General features: G+C 32.2%; 20 protein-coding genes and 1 tRNA gene. 8 read left to right on the top strand and 13 right to left on the bottom strand.

Going from position 1 to position 20,847, the window contains the following annotated elements:
- Positions 1 to 81 precede the first annotated feature (81 nt).
- From HNV08_RS00960 to mce, 6 genes are all read right to left on the bottom strand, one after another.
- Positions 82 to 1,314, bottom strand: a complete 1,233-nt coding sequence (locus HNV08_RS00960; protein WP_173279242.1) for a site-specific integrase — start codon at positions 1,312 to 1,314, stop codon at positions 82 to 84.
- A gap of 68 nt (positions 1,315 to 1,382) precedes the next feature.
- Positions 1,383 to 2,276 (bottom strand): hypothetical protein, encoded by an 894-nt coding sequence (locus tag HNV08_RS00955; protein ID WP_173279241.1) that lies wholly within the window; start codon positions 2,274 to 2,276, stop codon positions 1,383 to 1,385.
- Between the two features lie 2 nt (positions 2,277 to 2,278).
- Positions 2,279 to 2,575, bottom strand: a complete 297-nt coding sequence (locus HNV08_RS00950) for a helix-turn-helix transcriptional regulator (protein WP_173279240.1) — start codon at positions 2,573 to 2,575, stop codon at positions 2,279 to 2,281.
- A gap of 123 nt (positions 2,576 to 2,698) precedes the next feature.
- A complete protein-coding gene (locus tag HNV08_RS00945) occupies positions 2,699 to 3,583 on the bottom strand; it encodes a hypothetical protein (protein WP_173279239.1) in 885 nt (294 codons plus the stop codon).
- A 114-nt stretch (positions 3,584 to 3,697) separates the two neighbouring features.
- Positions 3,698 to 3,771 (bottom strand) — tRNA-Ile (locus HNV08_RS00940).
- An 84-nt stretch (positions 3,772 to 3,855) separates the two neighbouring features.
- Positions 3,856 to 4,260, bottom strand: coding sequence for a methylmalonyl-CoA epimerase (mce, locus tag HNV08_RS00935; protein ID WP_173279238.1), 405 nt, complete (start codon positions 4,258 to 4,260; stop codon positions 3,856 to 3,858).
- A 150-nt stretch (positions 4,261 to 4,410) separates the two neighbouring features.
- On the opposite strand from mce, the gene rbfA reads away from it, so the two are divergent.
- Positions 4,411 to 4,809: a 30S ribosome-binding factor RbfA gene (gene rbfA, locus HNV08_RS00930; protein ID WP_173279237.1), complete on the top strand. Its 399-nt coding sequence runs from the start codon at positions 4,411 to 4,413 to the stop codon at positions 4,807 to 4,809.
- Positions 4,810 to 6,012 carry an ABC transporter permease gene (locus HNV08_RS00925; RefSeq protein WP_317170182.1) on the top strand — a complete coding sequence of 401 codons (1,203 nt, stop codon included), beginning with the start codon at positions 4,810 to 4,812 and terminating at the stop codon, positions 6,010 to 6,012.
- Between the two features lie 78 nt (positions 6,013 to 6,090).
- On the opposite strand, the gene dusB is transcribed toward HNV08_RS00925, so the two are convergent.
- Together dusB and HNV08_RS00915 are read right to left on the bottom strand one after the other, a co-directional pair.
- The gene (dusB, locus tag HNV08_RS00920; protein ID WP_173279236.1) at positions 6,091 to 7,086 is read right to left on the bottom strand and encodes a tRNA dihydrouridine synthase DusB; all 996 of its coding nucleotides are present in this window, start codon (positions 7,084 to 7,086) and stop codon (positions 6,091 to 6,093) included.
- Positions 7,087 to 7,097: 11 nt separating this feature from the next.
- Positions 7,098 to 7,751: a hypothetical protein gene (locus HNV08_RS00915; RefSeq protein ID WP_173279235.1), complete on the bottom strand. Its 654-nt coding sequence runs from the start codon at positions 7,749 to 7,751 to the stop codon at positions 7,098 to 7,100.
- Between the two features lie 138 nt (positions 7,752 to 7,889).
- Between HNV08_RS00915 and HNV08_RS00910 the strand changes: the two genes are divergently transcribed.
- Genes HNV08_RS00910 through HNV08_RS00895 form a run of 4 tightly spaced genes read left to right on the top strand, consistent with a single transcriptional unit; the run spans position 7,890 to position 10,774 of the window.
- Positions 7,890 to 8,423 (top strand): hypothetical protein, encoded by a 534-nt coding sequence (locus tag HNV08_RS00910; RefSeq protein WP_173279234.1) that lies wholly within the window; start codon positions 7,890 to 7,892, stop codon positions 8,421 to 8,423.
- A 14-nt stretch (positions 8,424 to 8,437) separates the two neighbouring features.
- Positions 8,438 to 9,181 (top strand): prolipoprotein diacylglyceryl transferase, encoded by a 744-nt coding sequence (locus HNV08_RS00905; protein WP_173279233.1) that lies wholly within the window; start codon positions 8,438 to 8,440, stop codon positions 9,179 to 9,181.
- Positions 9,171 to 10,562 (top strand): radical SAM protein, encoded by a 1,392-nt coding sequence (locus HNV08_RS00900; protein WP_173279232.1) that lies wholly within the window; start codon positions 9,171 to 9,173, stop codon positions 10,560 to 10,562. Before HNV08_RS00905 ends, HNV08_RS00900 begins: the two co-directional genes overlap by 11 nt.
- 2 nt (positions 10,563 to 10,564) lie before the next feature.
- On the top strand, positions 10,565 to 10,774 hold the full coding sequence (locus HNV08_RS00895) for a hypothetical protein (protein WP_241697153.1): 210 nt from the start codon (positions 10,565 to 10,567) through the stop codon (positions 10,772 to 10,774).
- A 34-nt stretch (positions 10,775 to 10,808) separates the two neighbouring features.
- Here the strand turns inward: HNV08_RS00895 and HNV08_RS00890 are convergent, their stop codons facing one another.
- Genes HNV08_RS00890 through HNV08_RS00880 form a run of 3 tightly spaced genes read right to left on the bottom strand, consistent with a single transcriptional unit; the run spans position 10,809 to position 13,196 of the window.
- Positions 10,809 to 11,402, bottom strand: coding sequence for a hypothetical protein (locus HNV08_RS00890; RefSeq protein WP_173279231.1), 594 nt, complete (start codon positions 11,400 to 11,402; stop codon positions 10,809 to 10,811).
- 42 nt (positions 11,403 to 11,444) lie between these two features.
- The gene (locus tag HNV08_RS00885) at positions 11,445 to 11,912 is read right to left on the bottom strand and encodes a hypothetical protein (protein ID WP_173279230.1); all 468 of its coding nucleotides are present in this window, start codon (positions 11,910 to 11,912) and stop codon (positions 11,445 to 11,447) included.
- 39 nt (positions 11,913 to 11,951) lie between these two features.
- Positions 11,952 to 13,196 (bottom strand): M28 family peptidase, encoded by a 1,245-nt coding sequence (locus HNV08_RS00880; protein ID WP_173279229.1) that lies wholly within the window; start codon positions 13,194 to 13,196, stop codon positions 11,952 to 11,954.
- Positions 13,197 to 13,347: 151 nt separating this feature from the next.
- On the opposite strand from HNV08_RS00880, the gene HNV08_RS00875 reads away from it, so the two are divergent.
- Entirely contained in the window at positions 13,348 to 14,463 is a 1,116-nt protein-coding gene (locus tag HNV08_RS00875; RefSeq protein WP_173279228.1) for a TolB family protein, read from the top strand.
- 3 nt (positions 14,464 to 14,466) lie between these two features.
- On the opposite strand, the gene HNV08_RS00870 is transcribed toward HNV08_RS00875, so the two are convergent.
- Positions 14,467 to 16,872, bottom strand: a complete 2,406-nt coding sequence (locus HNV08_RS00870) for a TonB-dependent receptor domain-containing protein (RefSeq protein WP_173279227.1) — start codon at positions 16,870 to 16,872, stop codon at positions 14,467 to 14,469.
- A gap of 175 nt (positions 16,873 to 17,047) precedes the next feature.
- Here HNV08_RS00870 and lepA point away from each other — a divergent pair, with 175 nt between their 5' ends.
- Positions 17,048 to 18,844 carry a translation elongation factor 4 gene (gene lepA / locus HNV08_RS00865; RefSeq protein ID WP_173279226.1) on the top strand — a complete coding sequence of 599 codons (1,797 nt, stop codon included), beginning with the start codon at positions 17,048 to 17,050 and terminating at the stop codon, positions 18,842 to 18,844.
- A 56-nt stretch (positions 18,845 to 18,900) separates the two neighbouring features.
- On the opposite strand, the gene HNV08_RS00860 is transcribed toward lepA, so the two are convergent.
- Positions 18,901 to 20,775, bottom strand: coding sequence for a cation:proton antiporter domain-containing protein (locus HNV08_RS00860; protein ID WP_173279225.1), 1,875 nt, complete (start codon positions 20,773 to 20,775; stop codon positions 18,901 to 18,903).
- Between the last annotated feature and the right edge of the window lie 72 nt (positions 20,776 to 20,847).

Here is a 20,847-nt window from a genome sequence, read left to right as displayed (position 1 = left end):
GAATTATTTTTAAGTTGAATCTGAATAGATTCAGTACATAATGAAAAAGACCCTCTGTATTGAGAGCCTTTTCATATTGATTTAAGAAGCATATTTTATAATGGGTTCTTCCAGAAGTTTTGTCATTGCATCATCAATGATATCATCTTTAAATTCCTTAAGGTAAGCTTGTGTAATACTTACATCAGCGTGCCCCATAGATTTACCTATAACATCTGTTGAAATTCCTGCAAACTTTAAGTTTGTAGCAAAACTGTGTCTAATGACATAAGATGTTACATTTTGTTCTACGCCTTGAATTTTTGCTATCTCTTTAAGTTGCTTATTAAATCTCCTTAAGGTTTTATGTTTTCTGTTTTCAATCTGCATAGGTGTTAAGTCTTTCTTTAATAGAATAGGAAACACATAATTTGTTGGTCTCTTTTGAGATTTATAGTAGGCTATAATTTGCTTTACAGGTTCTAACATTTTAACTGTAAATTTCCCTTTAGTTTTAGAACGTATATATTGAATTCTATCTCCTTGTACATTCTCCCATTTTAACTTCATCATATCAACGAAATTCATTCCACCCATATAGTAACTAAATATTAAGTAATTCTTTGTGTCAATCAAATGCGGATGTTTTTGTGTGTCAATAGCTTCCATTAGCTTCATTTCATCTCTAATCAAGGCTTTTTTAATCCCTTTAGCTTTAAACTTTGAAATTTTATAAACTTTAAAAGGGTAATATTTTTCATCTACAACTCCACTTTTAATAGCATAGTTATATAAAGCTCTAATTGTTCTCATTTTTATACCAATACCACCATCTGAATTATTATTACTTCTTAAAAAGGTTTCGTACTTATCTAAAAAGGCAGGTGTAATTTCCCTAAACACCAAATTTTTGTTATTGTGAAATTTAAAAAACGAATTATAAGTATCTCTATATGGTTTTGAGTTCCCTACTCTTCCTGCTTTTATAAAATCTTCTATTTTCTCTTTCCAGAATTCTGATACAGTAACTTTTGAAGATTTTCTACCTCTAAATTTAGCTTCAAATTGATTTAAAGTAAAGTCAACTCCTTCAAAAAGATAACCATCAATGATTTTAAGAGCTTCCCCTTTCTTTTTAAGTAAAGCTCTATTTCTTTGCATAAAGTTTGGTTGACTTTTTTTAAACTTTGCATTTACCTTATCCCAATCTTTCTTCAAACAAGTTAACCCTAATGTAATTACCTTAATTTTTCGGTCTTTAATTACCTTTAAAACTACAGGGTATTGACCTTCTTGGTTTGGTTTATTCCTTAATAATATTTTTATACTTGCCATCTTTTTCTGTTTTTATGAAGTGACAAATTCCCATTATAGTAAGTCAGGAATTTGTCATTCTTCCTGTTCTAACTATTTAGTAATTCATTAAACTTTTGGATTAAACTTGCTCTTAAAACAGCCTTTGTTTTTAACAAGTTGTTTTTCTCTAGTAGACTTTGAAATGCTTTCCTTTCTTCACGTTTAATGTTTCTGTTTTCCCTTTCTGAAAGCTTTTCCCAGTAGTTGTAACTTAAATATGATTCTAACTTTCTTGTGTCTTTACGAGTTATTTTAGAACCTGCTGAAATGCTATCAACTATTGTTAATTCATCAAATCGTTTTAGTAAATCATCAAACAAATTCTGTAATAAACTTTTAGATTTTAAGTCATGAATATTATGAATTCCTAGAGGGTTAAAACCTTTACTCGTCTTATACTTAATTTCAAATCTTATAATATGCTCACTTAAATTGTAGTGTTTCGCTTTATCATAAATTTTGAAGTAATAGTTTGAATGATTAAACTGTTTGTACTCTCCTTTTCCGTTAAATTGCTCATTGTGATTATGAATCTTAAGCTTATGTAGAATAATACTTTGTTTGATTATATCTTCTGCTGGAAGTGAAAGTTTAATGTTTAAACCAAACTCCAATTGAGTTAATCGAGTTTTTCTTAAATCGATTAGTTTACTGTCCAGATAATCTATAGTATTACAAAGAGCTGTATATCTAAAGTCATTATAGTTTTGACATTCATCTGCATGTAACATATTATAAAGCTTATGTATTGAATTCTTTACATAGGCTGACCTATCATTAATCCTAACATCCATATTGCCAATTTTAGCAGTAAATGGATAGTTGATTTCTCCAGAATAATACTCTAATACTGTATGTAGTTTCTCGAAGTTGTCCTTGTTACAAACAAAAGATTCAATCTTTTGCTTATCTATATAGCGTAGTCTAACAAAATCTATCATGACTATAGATTTTTGTTAGTTCTACCTAAATAGCTATCCAACTCATCATCTACATCATTGGTAGATGCAACTCTACCACTAAGAATCCATTGTTCTAAGTCTACACGTCTAAAATATATCACCTTGCCACCAGGCTTACAATAAGATATTTCCTTTTTAGCGGTAATTTTATGTATACGAGACTCTGATAATCCCAAAAATATTGCTGTCTCTTTAACAGTTAAAAACTCTTTCTGCTGAATAGTTTGTTTTTTCAGCAATTCTTTAATCTCTTTTAATTCTTTCTGGATAAATTCCATAACTTTAAATTGTTATGGATGTGCACATCCTTGTTAATAATGAGACAAAGAAAGGCATCAAAAAACCCTTTATTTACAGAGTGTAACAAAGGGTTAAGACAAAGTGTAAGGTATAGTGTAAGGTTACTTTAGGTACTCGTTTTTTAGTTTTAAAATATGAGTATCAATTTTGGATTTCTCATCTTCTATTTTGTCTTTACCTCTAGATAAAGAAGCATAGATATCTGTGCTTTTTATAGGCTTATTTTGTTTGTTTAAGAAGACTTCACTCTTTTCAATCGCTGTATGAGTAAAACCATTGAAAAATGGTTTTAACGATTCTAAAAAGTAAGCAACAACATAGTTGTTTTTTGAAAATCGGATTTTGTTTTCCAATATTTGTGGGTTTGGTGAACTGAAAGCACTTATGAAATCTATCTCATCTGTTTCGGTATCATCAATTAAGTATAGTGTATAAGCCAATTCGTATAAGTCTTTGTAAAATGAATACTTGAGGTCTTTGTTTTCAAAGAATGTAGCATCTGACTCTTTGATTAAGTATTTATAAACATCATGATACACAATGACGGAAGAATATCTGTCCTTTAGATTATGGATGACTTCTATAAGCTTATCTTCAATTAATCTTACTTCATCATTTTCAAGTTTTAGCACACGTTTTAAAAGCACATGAATATCATCATATAATTTTTGAAGGTAAGTTACTTTATCTTTCTTTGTTTCTTTTGTATAAAAATTGGTTTCTATATTTTTATAGATAGAAGTGTTTTCAAAATTTAGTAATCGTTCTAAAAAATCTTCTCTACTAATAATTTCTGTTACAAAAACTGGCATTGTTCCATTATCTCCAACCATTTCTTCTTTAATATGATAGTCTTGATTTTGAAGGTAGGTATATCCGTTTTTTTGAATAGTAGGATTTCCAACAAAAGCACTTTTAACATACTCAATACTATTCACAAACAACATGTCAAAATAAAAGGAAAGTACTGAATTTGAAGACTGCATAAAAACTGTTTTGGATAATTCATACAAATATAGATAAACCAAAAATGTTTAACCTATGTTTAACCTTAGAGAACAAAAAAAGCCCTACATCTCTGTAAGGCTTGATTTTAATAGTGGTCCCACTTGGGCTCGAACCAAGGACCACCTGATTATGAGTCAGGTGCTCTAACCAACTGAGCTATAGGACCATTGACTAGTGTCAATCTCTTTATGACTAAAGAGTGTGCAATATTACTACATATTTTAAAACTCTACAAGAAAAATATTTCGTTTTAATCCTTTATGTCTTGACATAATTCTATCAAAACACCATTTGTTGATTTAGGATGTAAAAAAGCGATAAGCTTATTATCTGCTCCCTTTTTAGGTTTTTCATGGATCATTGTAAACCCTTCTGCTTTTAAGCGTTCTATTTCTGTTTCTATATGTTCTACTGCGAAAGCAATATGATGAATCCCCTCGCCTTTCTTTTCTATAAATTTAGCAATTGGACTGTCTTCTGTGGTTGCTTGTAGTAACTCTATTTTATTAGGACCACACTTAAAAAATGATGTTTTTACACCTTCACTTTCTACTTCTTCAATCTTATAATGCGCTTCTCCAAATAACGATGTAAACAGCGTATTAGAAGATTCTATATCTTTCACCGCAATACCAATATGTTCTATTTTTTTCATCTGAAACCTATTTTAGTGACCAAGAAATCGGAAATCTTATTAATTTCTAAATTATTTACACCACATCTTTATAGACATTTTATGACTTCAAAAATAAGATAATCCTTAAATATCCTCTACTTTTGCAAAAGATAAGTTAGAATAGGCATTATGGAAGAATTTACTCAAAGACAGAAAAAAATTGGAGGTATCCTTCAACAAGACTTAGCACAAGTTTTACAAAAAGCAGCCACAGATGGTGGATTACGTGGTGTAATAATATCGGTAAGTAAAGTAAATGTTACTACTGACTTATCCGTGGCTAAGGTATATCTTAGTATTTTCCCAAACAAAGAGGCAAAACCTTTATTAGAAGGCATAAAATCTAATAAACCTCTTATTAGACATGAGTTATCTCAACGTACACGTCATCAATTAAGACGAATGCCACAATTAGAATTTTTTATAGACGACTCTTTAGAATATATTGATGGTATTGAACGTTCTTTAAAGGGTGAAGATAACCCTATAGAAAACCCAGATTTATTAGGTAAGCGCAAAAAATCTTAAGTGAATTTTCCTCTTTATATAGCGAAACGATATTTATTTTCTAAAAGCAGTAATAACGCCATTAATATTATGACGTTGATTGCTTCGGGAGGTGTTATTATTGCTTCTGCTGCGCTTTTAATTGTATTATCTGTTTTTGCGGGTTTAAAAGATTTTAGTCTGCAATATTCTTCATTTGTAGATCCAGATTTAAAAGTAATTCCGGCAACAGGGAAATCATTTCAATGGACAGAAGAAGACCAAGCTTCATTGCTTAAAATTAATGGCATTAGTTCTTCTTCAAAAATTATTGAAGAACGCATTTTTATCAAATCAGATAATAAAAATGTTGTTGCCACTCTAAAAGGTGTAGACAAAAATTACCTTAATGTAACGCGTTTAGATTCTATGATTACTAAAGGCAACTGGATTACACCTGGAAGCAACGAGGTTGTTTCTGGTTGGGGAATTTCTAATAATCTTTCTTTTGGTATTTTAAATTACTTACAGCCATTATCTCTTTATGTTCCTAAAGTTGGTGTGGGCCAAGCAAGCACGCCAAAAGGGTATTATAATGCCGTTTATGTTAACAATGTTGGCCTCTTTGAAATTAATGAAGAATTAAATAACAAATACATGTTTGCTGATATTGAATTGGCAAAACATTTATTGAGTTATAAGGACAATCAACTAAATGCCATTGAGCTAAAATTAAATCCGGAAAGCGACGAAAACACCATTAGAACACAACTTAACTCTATATTTAATTATAGATTTATCATAAAAAATAGAGAGGAGTTAAATGATGCATTATTCAAAATGTTAAACACGGAGAATCTTGCCATTTACCTCATTTTTACCTTAGTCATTATTATTGCCTTGTTTAATGTCATTGGCGCCATAATTATGATGATTTTAGACAAAAAGAAATCTCTAAACACCTTATTTCATTTAGGTACGGAAACCAAAGCCATTAAATCTATTTTCTTCTTACAAGGCAGTTTAATGACTATCGTGAGTGGCCTTATAGGTATTACAATTGGCGTCCTAGTTGTGTTTTTACAACAAACGTTTGAGCTGGTTATGCTTACGCCAGATTTGGCTTACCCTGTACGTCTTAACTTCTTCAACGTTATCTTGGTAATTATCACTATTTTTGCTTTTGGTATAGTGGCTTCTAAAATAGCGTCACAACGTATTACTCCTAGCTTAATTAAAAGCTAAAGTGGAAAGATATCTGCCAACCAAACGGGTTTACTAGATTAACTTTTAAAACCTATAAAATTTGAAACTTAAGTACGTTTAAGAGGTAAACTGATAATCTGCAAACTTTTCTAAAACCTCATCAAAGGCTGCAAAGACATCTTTAGAATCATCGCTAGTTACCATTTTCATTCGGTATTCTTTAAAGTGTGGTATGCCTCTAAAATAGTTGGTATAATGCCTTCTCGTTTCAAAAACACCTAAGGTCTCCCCTTTCCAATCTATAGCCATTTTAAGATGACGTCTCGCGGCTTCAACACGTTCTGGCATTGAAATGGGTGCTAAATGCTCTCCTGTTTCAAAAAAGTGCTTTACTTGTTTAAAAAACCAAGGGTTTCCTATAGATGCTCTACCGATCATGGCACCATCTAAACCGTAAGAATCTCGCATCTCTGCAGCTCTTTCTGGTGTGGTAACATCGCCATTTCCAAAAACCGGAATATGCATACGAGGATTATTCTTTACCTCAGCAATTGGTTTCCAATCGGCATCGCCTTTATACATTTGCGCTCTAGTCCTTCCGTGAATTGAAATTGCCGCACAACCCACATCTTGCAAACGTTCTGCAACTTCTACAATTTTTATAGAGTTGTGGTCCCAACCTAAACGCGTTTTTACAGTGACTGGTAAGTGGGTTCGTTTTACCATTTCTGCGGTCAGCTGTTCCATTAAACAGATATCTTTTAAGATACCTGCACCTGCACCTTTAGATACTACTTTCTTAACTGGGCAACCAAAATTAATATCTATAATATCTGGCTTAGATTTTTCTACAATGTCTATGGTTTGCAACATGCTTTCCATATTAGCACCAAATATTTGTATGCCTACAGGTCGTTCTTTTTCGTAAATATCTAATTTCATTACGCTTTTTGCCGCGTCTCTAATTAAACCTTCACTAGAAATAAACTCTGTATATACTACATCTGCACCTTGCTCTTTACACAACGCTCTAAATGGAGGATCACTAACATCTTCCATTGGTGCTAAAAGCAGTGGAAAATCTGGTAATTCTATGTCGCCTATTTTAACCAATCTACGTCTTTTTAATCGTTGCCTAATTCTATTATTTTTTTCTCGTAGAGTTTTTTACTCTCAACAACAGCTACGTTCAGTTCTTGCATAATGCCATCTACTCTATCTTCAATACTTTTCATTTGTCCGTTTATAGAATCAAATGAATTTAATGCTGCAGCAACTTCTAAAGCCTTAACCACTTCAACAGCATCTTTATGTAATAATCTTAATTTACCAATTGCTTCAGAGGTGTTAGATAAGGTTACATTATACTTTGTTTTAGCCTTGTTAATTGCTTTTAATAATGTGGTTTTGCTTTTCTCATCACTTAAGCTATTGGTTTGTGTTTCCATAGCTGTAAATAAATTAGCGGCTTTTTCTTTTAAATCTTCATATTCCTTATTAAGATTGGTCACACGCTTATCAACCTTCTCCCAATCGCCATAAACCTTAGCAAATTCTTTATCTTCATTTTTTGCATCTTCTAAAGCTAATTTTAATTCCCCTAAAGATTCTAAACCTTGAGACACCTTTTTATTGGCTACTTCTTTTTTGCTTTCAAAATCAGAAACTTGAGATTTAAATTTATCCTTTAAACGAATTAAGTCTTCTGGACTTTTGTCTTTCCAACAAGAACTTAATACAACAAATAACAAAAGTAGCGTAAGCGATTTCTTAAACATGATGGTTACAATTAATTTATTTTGGCTGCAAATATACAATGAACCTTGTTAAACCCAACACTTTGTATACATGTATTAAACAGACCTGATTTAGGAAATTTAATCATAATATGTATATTTACAGCCAAATCTATTATTATGAAAAATAACCTACTTACAGTGTTCATAGCATTTGTTGTGCTTTTTAGTTGCGATGTTGTGGACGATTTAACCAAGTTTGATTTAGATTATCAAACCAATTATTCCGTTGCGGCAACGACTCTAATAAATTCTCCTTTTAGTTTAAATACACCAGATGTTACTACAGAATCTGATGCTACTTTTGAGAGTAATAACACACACAAAGATTTAATTGAGAGCATTAAATTAAAGCAGTTAAAACTTACCATAGATTCTCCTGAAAGTGGTAACTTTAATTTTTTAAAAGAGGTTCACATTTACATCGATGCGGACGATCTTGAAGAAATGGAAATTGCGAATATTTACGATTTAGAAAACACAGATTCTAATGTAATTTCTTTAGATGTAATAGATCAAGAGTTAAAAGCCTACATCAAAAAAGATAGTTTTAATTTACGCGTAAAAACCGTTACTGATGAAACTATCAGTGAAACACACGATATTATTATAGACACCAAATTTAGAGTAGATGCTGAAATTTTAGGTGTTTAATAAATTTAAACACTTTGCAAATTCCGTTTGAGCCTACACTATTTGGACACCAATTGAACATACATCTCATCTTAGAGTATGCAGCGTTTTTTATTGGTTTTAGATATTATGTGTTTTTGAAACAAAGGCAAACCGATGTCATTTCTTCTAACAATCGTTTATCCATTATTCTTGGTGCTGCTTTAGGAGCTTTAATTGGTTCACGTATTGTTGGTATTTTAGAAAATCCGCTTATAGCGTTTTCTCAACAAAATTTGCTTCAATTACTAAATACCAAAACCATAATGGGTGGTTTATTTGGCGGCTTGCTTGGTGTAGAGTTCGCCAAACATATTATTGGCGAAAAACAATCCTCTGGCGACTTATTTGTGCTGCCTTTAATTCTTGGCATATTTATAGGAAGAATTGGCTGCTTTTTTTCTGGAACCAATGAGTTTACTTATGGCATTGAAACCTCATCCATCCTAGGTATGAATTTAGGTGATGGTGTAGGTAGACACCCAACGTCCCTTTACGAATTGGTGTTCTTAATTCTGCTATTTATTATTTTAAAACGACTACAAAATCGCCGTAATTTAAAAAACGGAGAGCTCTTCAAAATTTTTATGTTAAGCTATTTTGGATTTCGTTTTTTTATTGAGTTTCTAAAACCAAATGTTTTTTACCTCTTAGGACTCAGCTCTATTCAACTATTATGTGTAATTTGTTGGTTGTATTATTACAAATTCATACTTCAACATATCAAAAATGCCAGTTAGAAACTACACGTACTACGATTTTACATTAAGCTTATGTCCTGAGTGTTTAACACGTGTAGATGCCAAAATTGTATTTGAAAACGGCAATGTTTATATGCTAAAACGCTGCAAAACACATGGCAATTCTAAAGTGCTCATTGCAGATGACATTGCATATTATAAAAACATAAGAAACTACAATAAACCTAGCGAAACACCTTATAAGTTTAACACTAAAACAGATTATGGATGTCCTTACGATTGTGGTTTGTGTCCAGACCATGAGCAACACAGTTGTTTAACCGTAGTAGAAGTTACGGACCGTTGTAATTTAACTTGCCCAACCTGTTACGCAGGTTCTTCACCAACATATGGAAGACATAGAACACTAGAAGAAGTTAAGGCCATGTTAGATACTATTGTTAGGAATGAAAAAGAGCCAGATGTGGTACAAATTTCTGGAGGCGAACCAACCATTCATCCTCAGTTTTGGGAAATTATGGACTACGCAAAATCGTTACCCATTAGGCATTTAATGTTAAATACAAATGGCATTAAAATCGCTAAAGATTTTGCCTTTGCCCAAAGACTTAAAAGTTACGCTCCTGATTTTGAAATTTATTTACAATTTGATTCGTTTGAAAACCGTGTGTTACGAGAATTACGAGGTGCAGATTTAAAGGATATTAGAACACAAGCTATTGAGAATCTTAACCAACTTAATTTATCTACAACCTTAGTTGTAACACTTCAAAAAGGTTTAAATGATAATGAAATAGGAAAAATAATAGACTACGCTTTACAGCAAAAATGTGTTAGAGGTGTGACTTTACAACCGACACAAATTGCTGGTCGTTTAGATCATTTTAATCCCGAAACGGATAGAATGACGCTTACCGAAGTCCGACGAAAAATCATGGAACAAACCGATATTTTTAATCCAGATGATCTACTGCCTGTACCTTGTAATCCTGATGCGTTAGTTATGGGTTATGCCTTAAAATTAGGTGATGAAGTAATGCCTCTGACACGTTATATTAATCCTAATGATTTATTAGATAATAGTAAGAACACTATTATCTATGAGCAAGATGAACAGCTTCAAGATAAAATGATTGCATTGTTTAGTACAGGTAATTCTGTTGAGGTTGCCGAAGAAAATTTAAAGTCTATAATGTGTTGTTTACCAAATATTGATGCGCCAAATTTGGGTTATGATAATTTGTTTAGAGTTATAATAATGCAATTTATAGATGCTTATAATTTCGATGTACGCGCTATTAAAAAATCTTGCGTACATATTGTAGATAAAGACAATAAAATTATCCCTTTTGAAACCATGAATTTGTTTTACAGAGATGATAAAAAAGCACGATTAGAAGAACTTAGAAACGAGATATAGCTATGACAACAGTATTAGAAGCAACAGGAGGAATGAACTTAGATGGCTTAATCGTTTTAATCGTTGCCATTATGTTTGGTCCTGCAATTTTACTTGGCATTATTGGCTTCGTAGTACTTAAGAAGAATAAAAAAGCAGCTAAAGTTTTATTTATTTTAGCTGCTGTATATGTTATTATTAGTTTGGGAATTTGCGGTAGTATGATGACCTAAGTTTATATGGCAACCTAGACAAAATAAAATCACACTATTGCTTGGTCCAAACAGATGTAGAGCTTGTTGCACTTGTAGTTACCGTACCTGTTGTAGGATCGGTTTGAGATACGGTTTCATCTTGAGAAAACGTTAGTGTTTGTCCATCTGCGGAAATGGCAAATGTTCCTGTTTGTTCGCCTTCTAAAACAGAATCTTCCATGCCTTCAAATTCAAATTCAAAAAATGAACCATCCACTGTCATTACGTTTCCACTAGTAGAATAAATACCACTACCACTTACATTCTCTAACGTATATGATTCTGAAACGGCAGGTTCATCGTTTACAATAATATCAGTATCATAAGTGTAACTTCCATTTGTAGTAAAACTACTTTCTGTAAATGTTAGTACATAATTTTCTTCTATACTTTGAATCTCAATATCTGAGGAAATACCTAATCCATTAAACTCTGTAGACGTTTGTAATGTAACGTTAAAATCCGTTAAATCCCAAGATCCTATTAAAGCCACATTAGTATCACCATTATTTGAACCTGAATTAATACCATCATCTAATGGCTCATCTTCACAAGTAAAGGCTGTTAATAAAGTAAAAAGACAAAATAGAGATAAAAGCTTTTTCATAATGTTTGGGAATTTAATTTCTTGTTAAACCACAAATCTACATTATTTTTTTGAGTCTATTCTTTTCCAGTTAATTCCCATGAAATTTCTGTCGTCGTAGGACTTTGATAGTACGATATAAAAATAGGAGCTTAAATAAAAAACTTCTGCCTTTCGTTTGGCATATCCCAATGCTCCAACATCCTTAGATTGCAGTTCTACTTTATGATTTTCATAATTTTCATTAATAAGAATAACCTGTTGGGTTTGCCATGGCTGGATATTAAAAAATAGTTTTAACGGATTTAAATATACAAGTCCAACTATAGTAAGTATTGGAATGGCCTTTCTCAAAATTGGTTCAGAACAATGTGCTTTTAATTCCATTATTAAAAGAGGAATTGGTAAAAGTAATATGCTGTAATAAATGAAACTTTTAAAAATGCTAAGTTTGGTTTGAAACAAGTCCGTTACATCTCCAATAAATAACACTACTATGAGATAGAAAAAAACTCGGACTAATTTTATCATACTTACATGCGCTCTTTATGAAATCAAGGTTGGTATCCTCTAAAACTCAACTTTTGTATTAATGATGTTATCGCCTCTTTTCACAGAAATTGCGGCTTCATCACCTTTATCAAAAACAGATAATGCTCTCATATAACTCATCATATCTGTGACTGTACTATCGCCTAATTTAACAACAATATCGCCTTTTTGTAGTCCGGCATTTACCGCTGGAGTTTCTTCTCTTGTGCCATCAATTCGCATGCCTTTCCCATCAAACAAATAATCTGGTACAACACCTAAACCGACTTTAAAACGCGGTGTTTCTTCACTTTCATTTTTAGTTTTTCTAAAGGCTAATTCGCCGTTATCATCGAGATCAGAGATAATACTATAAATATAATCTGAAATAAGATGCATCCCTTCGTAATTCAATTTTTCAGCATCATCACCTGGTTTGTGATAATCTTCATGTTGGCCTGTAAAAAAATGTAAAACCGGAATATCAATTAAATAAAAAGAGGTGTGATCACTTGGTCCTACGCCACTTTCATTTTCTACGATTTTAAATTTATCGTTATTAGCTTTTAACGTTTGTTTAAACATTGGTGAAGTGCCTGTTCCGTATACAGCTAAAGTGCTATCCGCTTTCATTCTACCAACCATATCCATATTAATCATATAATTAATAGATGCGGCTTCAATCGTTGGGTTTTTTGAAAAATAATTAGAACCTAATAATCCCATTTCTTCTCCTGAAAACGCCATAAATAAATAGTTGTTTTTGTCTTTAATTTCAGCTTGGTCGTTTTTCACTTTTAATCGGCTTGCCAAATTTAGCATTACTGCTACTCCACTTGCATTATCATCAGCACCATTATGAATCGCTTTTTCTTCGCCTCTAAACAAAGACCCTTCGCCTCCAAAACCCAAATGATCGTAATGCGCACCTATTACAATGGTCGTTTTCGCTTTATTATCTATAAAACCAATAACATTATGACCTGTAATTGTGCTGTCTACATTGGTTGTAAATTCTACCTCACTATGCGGATCGGTTTTTGGTTTAAACGAAAATGATTGTAAAAATCCATCTGTGCCTTTAGGTTCTAGCCCAATTGTGGTAAATCGTTCTGTAAGATATTTTGAAGCCATAACTTCACCTTGGGTTCCGGTTTGTCGACCTTCAAGCCTATCATCAGCTAAATAAGTAACGTCGTCTTTAATCTTATTTTCAGCAACTTTGGGTTTGTTTTTACAAGATAACACGCCTGCGAAAAGGAATAATAATATTAATTTTTTCATTTTAAAACACCTATTTAATTATTTCGGTAAAATGTAATTCGCCATTAATATTTAAAGTAATTTCAAAAATAGAATGTGGCTCATTTCATCGGTAAATCTTATTTTTACACAAAATTAGGTATTAATAGCCATTTATTATAATTCTTTCAATATGAACAGATTCACTGTTATTTTAATTCTTTTAGTCACGTTTTCATCTTGTAAAAATGACCGTTCTAACGCTAAAGATGCTACTACAGATACCACTTCTGGTGCTACAAAAAAATACGATTCATTAATCTACCCAGAAGAAACCCATTTCAAATCTATGAGACAAGTGACTTATGGAGGCGACAATGCAGAAGCGTATTGGAGCTTTGACGATAAGCAATTGGTGTTTCAATCTAACAACGTAAAATGGGGTGTTGGTTGTGATCAAATGTTTTTAATGAATGCTAACGAAACCTTTACAGATAGTATTGCACCACCAATGCTAAGTACCGGAAAAGGGAGAACAACATGTGCATATTTCTTACCAGATAATAAACATATTATCTATGCCTCTACGCATTTAAAACAAGACGAATGTCCTGATACGCCTCTCAAAAAAGACGGAAAATACATTTGGCCAATCTATGATAGCTATGACATTTTTGTTGCTGATTTAGAAGGAAATATTGTAAAGCAATTAACGGATGAGGTTGGTTATGATGCAGAACCTACAGTATCTCCTAAAGGCGATAAAATTGTATTTACATCTACAAGAAGTGGCGATTTAGAATTATACACCATGAATATTGATGGTAGTGATGTTAAACAAATAACGCATGAATTAGGTTACGATGGAGGCGCATTTTTCTCACCAGATGGTAGTAAATTAATCTTCCGTTCGTCTCGACCAAAAACTGAAGAGGACATTAAAGAATACAAAGACTTACTGGCTGAAGGTTTAGTTCAGCCAACAGAAATGGAACTATATATTTGTAATGCAGATGGTTCTGAGCTAAGGCAATTAACCGATTTAGGAAATGCCAATTGGAGTCCGTTTTTTCATCCTTCTGGAGATAAGGTTTTATTCTCTTCTAATTTTGAAGCAGAACGCGGTTTTCCATTTAACCTATATTTAATAGATATTGATGGAAAGAATTTAACACGTGTAACACATGGCGAAACGTTTGATGCATTCCCAGTGTTTTCTAACGATGGTAAATATTTAGCATTTTCTTCTAATAGAAATAATGGTGGTGGACGCGATACTAACCTGTTTATTGCAGAATGGCAAGACTAGTGATTAAAGTCGTTCTCGTTCTTCAGCATCTGTAGTGCGCTCGTTCGTTGATAGTTTAGTGTTACCAAATTTGTATCTAAAACCAAGTTTAATAAATCTGTTGTCGGTATCAACACTACCAAAGCTAGATTGGTTTAAATAACGTGTACTTGACTTAAAATCTTGAAGATTGAAGAAATCTTCCACAGCTAAAGTGATTATCCCTTTTTTATCTAAAATAGTTTTAGACACACTTAGTTCTGACACTAATCTATCTTCTATAGTCTGAAATTGCTGTAAGTTTTTACCAACCCAAGTGAAGGTTAAACTGGCGTTTAAACTTCGATCTTCTAAGAAAGCGAAACTGTTAGATAAAACACTGTAATTAGACCATTGATTTTGCTCAGCAAAACCTTCTACAAAACTAGCTTCTTCAGCGATATTGTAAAAAGAGGTCACAAAATATAAATCCCAATTATTTGCTGGTGCTGCGATATATTCTAAATCAAACCCATACTCTACTTTTTTATCGAGATTGGTTGGTGTGTACGCAATAATGTTGGTAGCGTTATCTTGGCGTGGTAACTCTACAATATCACCATCGTAATTACTATAATATGTTGATATCGTAAAATTCTCTAAGAAGTTAATTCCTAAATAAAAATAATCTCTATACGTCGGATTTAAATTAGGATTACCAAGAACTACATTGTTTTCATTTAAAAAGAATGTAAACGGGTTTAGGTCCTTGTAACTTGGCCTTGTAATACTTCGTTTGTAATTAGCAGTAACACCAACGGATTCTGATATTTGGTGTGATAAACTCGCATTAGGAAACCAATCTAAATAATCTTGCTTGTTGGTTTCGTCTAAAGTAACAGATGTACCTTCAATATGACTCTGTTCTACTCTAAGACCAACACTTAATTCCCATTTATCCCAAGATTTTGAATAGTTTGAATAAGCTGCTAATACATTTTCATCATAATTAAAAGCATCTGAGTTATCTGTATTTAAAACCTCTGTTCCTCCAACAATATCTAACCTGGTTATATCACTTTCAGTATTTACATTAGCATATTTGGCGCCAATATCTAAACTCGATGTTTCATTTATAGGTAAACTATAATCTACTTTACCATTAATGATATTGGTTTTTTGATTGGCATAGGTATTAAATTCTGAGCTATCTTCAAAAACGTCATTGGCATCAAAATTACGCGTAAACACGTTTTGATCTCTTGTGTAATCATAAATTGTATAATGACCATTTAATACAAGACTTGCACCATTTTTAAAACTATGTCTAAAATTTAAATCTGTACCAATATTGTATTTATTATCTCTAGATAAATTATCTGCAGTAAAATTATTTTGCATCGCAAAATTCTCATCAAAAATATCCGTTTTATTTCTTACAATATATTTATAATAAGGTGTGTATAATCCTGTACTTGTAAGACTTAATGTATTATTATCATCAATGTAGTAATCAAAATTCAGGTTTAAGTTATGGGTTTGCGACCATGTATTTCTGTTGATATTAGATTTCCAAATTTGGTCAATTTCGTTTAAATCATCTAAATAATTAATTGTATCGTCTTGGTCTCTATTTATTTTATTTTGAGAATAGCTATAATTTAAATTAAGATTGATTTTATTGTTTTTAAAGTAATGGCTTGTTCCGCCATTATATCTAGGAAAAACACCTTGCGTATAATTCGCAAATACACTTCCTCTATAGCCTGTAACTAGGTTTTTATTCATTATTATATTAATTACAGATCCAGAATCTGCATCATAACTAGCTGGCGGATTTGTAATGACCTCAACCGATTTTATACTGTTTGCAGGTGCGCTTTCTAGTAACGTAATCAGTTCGTCAGAGGTAAGTTGTACACGTCTATTGTTTATAAAAACGGTTGCTGGTGCGCTTTTAATATTAATACTGCCTTCAGAAACAATAATGCCAGGTGTGCTTTTTAAAACACCAAGTGTAGAACCTTCTGTTAAAGCTGTATTTTCTACATTAAAAACAAGTCGATCTGGCTTACGCGTTACGGTTGGTTTCTTAGCAACAATAGTAACTTCGTCTAAACTTTCGGAAATTTCATGAAGCTGAATTTTTGCTAAATCTAAGTTCCCTGTAAGTATAATTTTTTGTTCAAATTCTTCAAAACCAATGAAGCTAATCTTTACTACATACATTTCAGTAGAAAGATTAGTAATACTAAAAAAACCTTCATCATCGGTAGAGGTTCCTTTTAAAAAAGACTGACCGTCTTCACTAAAGATAACCACATTCGCTAAAGAAATGGGACGGCTATTAGAATCCACTACTTGTCCTGAAATTGAAGACTCTTGTGCCCAAAGTAATGATTTAGGCACTAAAAACAACAAACAAACGAATAAACGAAAATTATAAATCATTAAAATAAATTGACCGTCAATATATTAATTGTTTTTTACATATTAATGTGGTTTTACCGTAATTAGTAGTGTTTAATTGTAATAATTGATAGTTTAAAGCACAAGAAATCGATTATATTTGCAAATTACATATTAGAACTCGTTATATTCTGAGTTCATTGCCTTATAAATAGACATGAAAAACATACGTAACTTTTGCATTATTGCACATATTGACCACGGAAAAAGTACCTTGGCAGACCGTTTACTAGATTATACAGGATCAGTAACAGCAAGGGAGCAACAGGCTCAACTTTTAGATAATATGGACTTAGAGCGCGAACGTGGTATAACCATAAAATCGCACGCTATTCAAATGGACTATGAATTTGAAGGTGAAAAATATGTACTTAACTTAATTGATACTCCTGGTCACGTTGATTTCTCATACGAAGTATCTCGATCTATTGCGGCTTGTGAAGGCGCTTTACTTATTGTTGATGCGGCACAGAGCATACAAGCACAAACCATTTCTAACTTGTACTTAGCACTAGAAAATGACTTAGAAATTATTCCGGTTTTAAACAAGGTAGATTTACCAAGTGCAAACCCAGAAGAAGTTACTGATGATATTGTAGATCTGCTTGGTTGTGATCCAGAAGAAGTGATTCATGCCAGTGGAAAAACAGGTTTTGGTGTAGATGATATTTTAAAAGCAATTATAGAACGCATACCAGCACCAGAAGGTAATACAGATGAACCGCTTCAAGCTTTAATTTTTGATTCTGTTTATAACACATTTAGAGGTATTGAAACCTACTTTAGGGTGTTTAATGGTGAAATTAAAAAAGGACAAAAAATTAAATTCGTTGCTACAGGAAAAGAATACTTTGCTGACGAAGTGGGTACTTTAAAACTTAACCAAGTTCCTAAACAAAGTGTAAAAGCTGGTGATGTTGGCTACTTAATTACAGGAATAAAAACAGCTAAGGAAGTAAAAGTTGGTGATACGATTACCGATTTTGCAAATCCAACAACCAATATTGTTGAAGGTTTTGAGGATGTAAAACCAATGGTATTTGCTGGTATTTATCCTGTTGATACAGAAGATTACGAAGAGTTAAGAAACTCTATGGAAAAATTGCAGCTAAATGACGCGTCTTTGGTGTTTCAACCAGAAAGTTCTGCGGCTTTAGGTTTTGGATTCCGTTGTGGATTCTTAGGAATGCTGCACATGGAAATTATTCAAGAACGTTTAGAACGTGAGTTTGATATGACGGTTATTACAACCGTACCTAACGTATCGTATAATGCCTATACCAACAAAGAACCAGATGTTCCTTTTATAGTGAATAATCCTAGTGATTTACCAGAACCTACAACGGTTAATAGAGTTGAAGAGCCTTTTATTAAAGCTACCATTATTACCAAAGCAGATTTTGTAGGTAACGTAATGAGTCTTTGTATAGAAAAGCGTGGTATGATTGTTAACCAAACGTATTTAACTACAGAACGTGTTGAGTTAATTTTTGAAATGCCTTTAGCAGAAATAGTTTTCGATTTTTACGATCGTCTAAAAACCGTTTCTAAAGGTTATGCTTCTTTTGATTATTCTCCAATTGGCATGAAGGTATCTAAACTCGTAAGATTAGATGTTTTATTAAACGCACAACCTGTAGATGCGCTTTCGGCATTAATTCACGCAGATAATGCTCATAATATTGGTAAAAAGATGTGTGAGAAGTTAAAAGAACTTATTCCACGTCAGCAATTTGATATTCCTATACAAGCTGCTATTGGCGCAAAAATTATTGCCAGAGAAACTGTAAAAGCCTTACGTAAAGATGTAACCGCAAAATGTTATGGTGGTGATATTTCTCGAAAACGTAAGTTATTGGAAAAGCAGAAAAAAGGTAAAAAGCGTATGCGCCAAGTTGGTAACGTAGAAATACCTCAGCAAGCGTTTATGGCTGTTTTAAAGCTAAATGATTAAATAAATTAATTGACTTTTATAAAAAAATCCCTTTTTTCAAAGGGATTTTTTATGCTTTATTCTTTAGGAGCATCAGGTAAATTATCATCTTCATGCACCACTTTTTCTACATCAAATGGCTTACCCAAATACACCAATTTATTTTTATCTCCTATGTCTTTTATGTCTTTATTAAATGAAGAGATGATATGTAATTCCCCTTCGTCATCTTTAATAAATAAAGGAATAATATCCTTGTTCTTATTGGTGATTTCTATAAGGTTTTTATACTGTACTTTATCTTCAATATCTATTTCTTGTATGGAAGGATATTTTCTTGTAACCTCTAATAATGAAGTGTAATCATCTGTAGGAGAAAATAACCCTTCGGATGGATTGACATCTGGATTACTAATTTCATCTGAAGTGACTAATCTAAACGATCCATTTTCTCCAAATTGCTTTCTAAATTTATTGATAGCGTATTTATTAATATCAGAATTTCCGGTAATTGCCATTAAATAACCAACATCGTTAAGTTCTATATTATCCGTTAATGCATCTGAGTAAATATTTGTATTAATAGCTTCTAAGCCTAGTTCTTTAGCTTTATTAATATTATTTTGATTACTATCTATAAGCACCACATGTCTGCCATTAGATTCTAGATAATGACCCAATAATCTTGAAACTTTAGAAGCTCCAACAATTAAGATACCATTAGATTTCTTTAAAAACACACCAACTAATCTTGCAAACAGTCTTGCCGTAGTAGCATTAAGTAAAACGGTACCTAATACAATTACAAATACTAATGGTGTTATATATTCTGCACCTGTAACCCCTTTACTTGCCAACTTAAGACCAAAAAGTGAGGCAATACCTGCGGCCACAATTCCTCGAGGACCAACCCAACTAATAAATAGTTTTTCGTTGAATTTTAATGTTGATCCTATGGTGCTTAAAAACACACCAATTGGTCTTATTAAAAAGACAATAACTAAGAAAAGGATCGCTGTTTTCCAGTTATAAATTAATAGTAATTCATTAAAATTAATATTCGCAGCTAATAATATAAAGAGTATTGAAATAAGCAGTACACTCAGAGATTCTTTGAAATATAAAATATCTTTTAAGTGTGGCGAATTAGAATTCCCTAAGACCATTCCCATAACAACTACAGCCAATAAACCAGATTCGTGAGCAAAGGCGTCAGACAATACAAAAACGCCTAAAACTGCTGCTAACGTAAAGACATTCATTAAATAATGAGGGACCCATTTTTTATTCAAAATAAAATTTAATGCATGTGCAAACGTGAAGCCAAATGTAGACCCAAATAAAACAATTTTACCAAATTCTATTAACGCTGTTTTAGTGAATTCGCCTCCAGCATCAACGCTAATAAATTCAAAAACCAATACGGCAACTAATGCACCAATTGGATCTATTAAAATACCTTCCCATTTTAAAACGGCAGAGACATCTTTTTTTAATGGTATGTTTCTTAATATAGGTGTAATTACTGTAGGACCTGTAACAATGATAAGACCAGAAAACAAGAATGAAATCTCCCAACTAAGTTCAAAAATATAACGCGCTGCAATCGCTGCGCCAAAAAAAGTAACCAAAGAACCAACGGTAATTAACTTGGTAATAACAGGACCAACATTTTTAATTTCGTTTAGTTTTAGCGTTAAACCACCTTCAAAAAGTATAATACTAATGGCTAATGATACAAAGTAAAAGAGGCTTTCACCAGGAAATAAACCTTCGGTTTCATTCCAAATAGGCTCTATCCATTTAGTACCATCTGCACTTAAAAATTCTGCTGCTATTGGGCCAACTAAAAGACCAATTAATATAAGTGGTAAAATCGCCGGAATTTTAAATTTCCAAGCTACCCATTGCGCCAATATACCAAGTATTATTATTCCTGCTAATTCTAACATTTATTACATTTTTTGTGAAAATACTAAATATATATAATTATTAAAGTGCTCTTAATACTTTAATACCTATAT

This window comes from Winogradskyella eckloniae (assembly GCF_013249045.1).
GTDB lineage: Bacteria > Bacteroidota > Bacteroidia > Flavobacteriales > Flavobacteriaceae > Winogradskyella > Winogradskyella eckloniae.
Note: the sequence above shows the minus strand (reverse complement) of the source record. Positions and strands in the feature narration are given on the sequence as shown.

Bases quoted from the DNA above. Each gene is read 5' to 3' on its own strand.
- HNV08_RS00960 (WP_173279242.1), bottom strand. From the start codon at position 1,314: ATGGCAAGTATAAAAATATTATTAAGGAATAAACCAAACCAAGAAGGT.
- HNV08_RS00955 (WP_173279241.1), bottom strand. From the start codon at position 2,276: ATGATAGATTTTGTTAGACTACGCTATATAGATAAGCAAAAGATTGAA.
- HNV08_RS00950 (WP_173279240.1), bottom strand. From the start codon at position 2,575: ATGGAATTTATCCAGAAAGAATTAAAAGAGATTAAAGAATTGCTGAAA.
- HNV08_RS00945 (WP_173279239.1), bottom strand. From the start codon at position 3,583: ATGCAGTCTTCAAATTCAGTACTTTCCTTTTATTTTGACATGTTGTTT.
- mce (WP_173279238.1), bottom strand. From the start codon at position 4,260: ATGAAAAAAATAGAACATATTGGTATTGCGGTGAAAGATATAGAATCT.
- rbfA (WP_173279237.1), top strand. From the start codon at position 4,411: ATGGAAGAATTTACTCAAAGACAGAAAAAAATTGGAGGTATCCTTCAA.
- HNV08_RS00915 (WP_173279235.1), bottom strand. From the start codon at position 7,751: ATGTTTAAGAAATCGCTTACGCTACTTTTGTTATTTGTTGTATTAAGT.
- HNV08_RS00910 (WP_173279234.1), top strand. From the start codon at position 7,890: ATGAAAAATAACCTACTTACAGTGTTCATAGCATTTGTTGTGCTTTTT.
- HNV08_RS00900 (WP_173279232.1), top strand. From the start codon at position 9,171: ATGCCAGTTAGAAACTACACGTACTACGATTTTACATTAAGCTTATGT.
- HNV08_RS00895 (WP_241697153.1), top strand. From the start codon at position 10,565: ATGACAACAGTATTAGAAGCAACAGGAGGAATGAACTTAGATGGCTTA.
- HNV08_RS00890 (WP_173279231.1), bottom strand. From the start codon at position 11,402: ATGAAAAAGCTTTTATCTCTATTTTGTCTTTTTACTTTATTAACAGCC.
- HNV08_RS00885 (WP_173279230.1), bottom strand. From the start codon at position 11,912: ATGATAAAATTAGTCCGAGTTTTTTTCTATCTCATAGTAGTGTTATTT.
- HNV08_RS00880 (WP_173279229.1), bottom strand. From the start codon at position 13,196: ATGAAAAAATTAATATTATTATTCCTTTTCGCAGGCGTGTTATCTTGT.
- HNV08_RS00875 (WP_173279228.1), top strand. From the start codon at position 13,348: ATGAACAGATTCACTGTTATTTTAATTCTTTTAGTCACGTTTTCATCT.
- HNV08_RS00870 (WP_173279227.1), bottom strand. From the start codon at position 16,872: ATGATTTATAATTTTCGTTTATTCGTTTGTTTGTTGTTTTTAGTGCCT.
- lepA (WP_173279226.1), top strand. From the start codon at position 17,048: ATGAAAAACATACGTAACTTTTGCATTATTGCACATATTGACCACGGA.
- HNV08_RS00860 (WP_173279225.1), bottom strand. From the start codon at position 20,775: ATGTTAGAATTAGCAGGAATAATAATACTTGGTATATTGGCGCAATGG.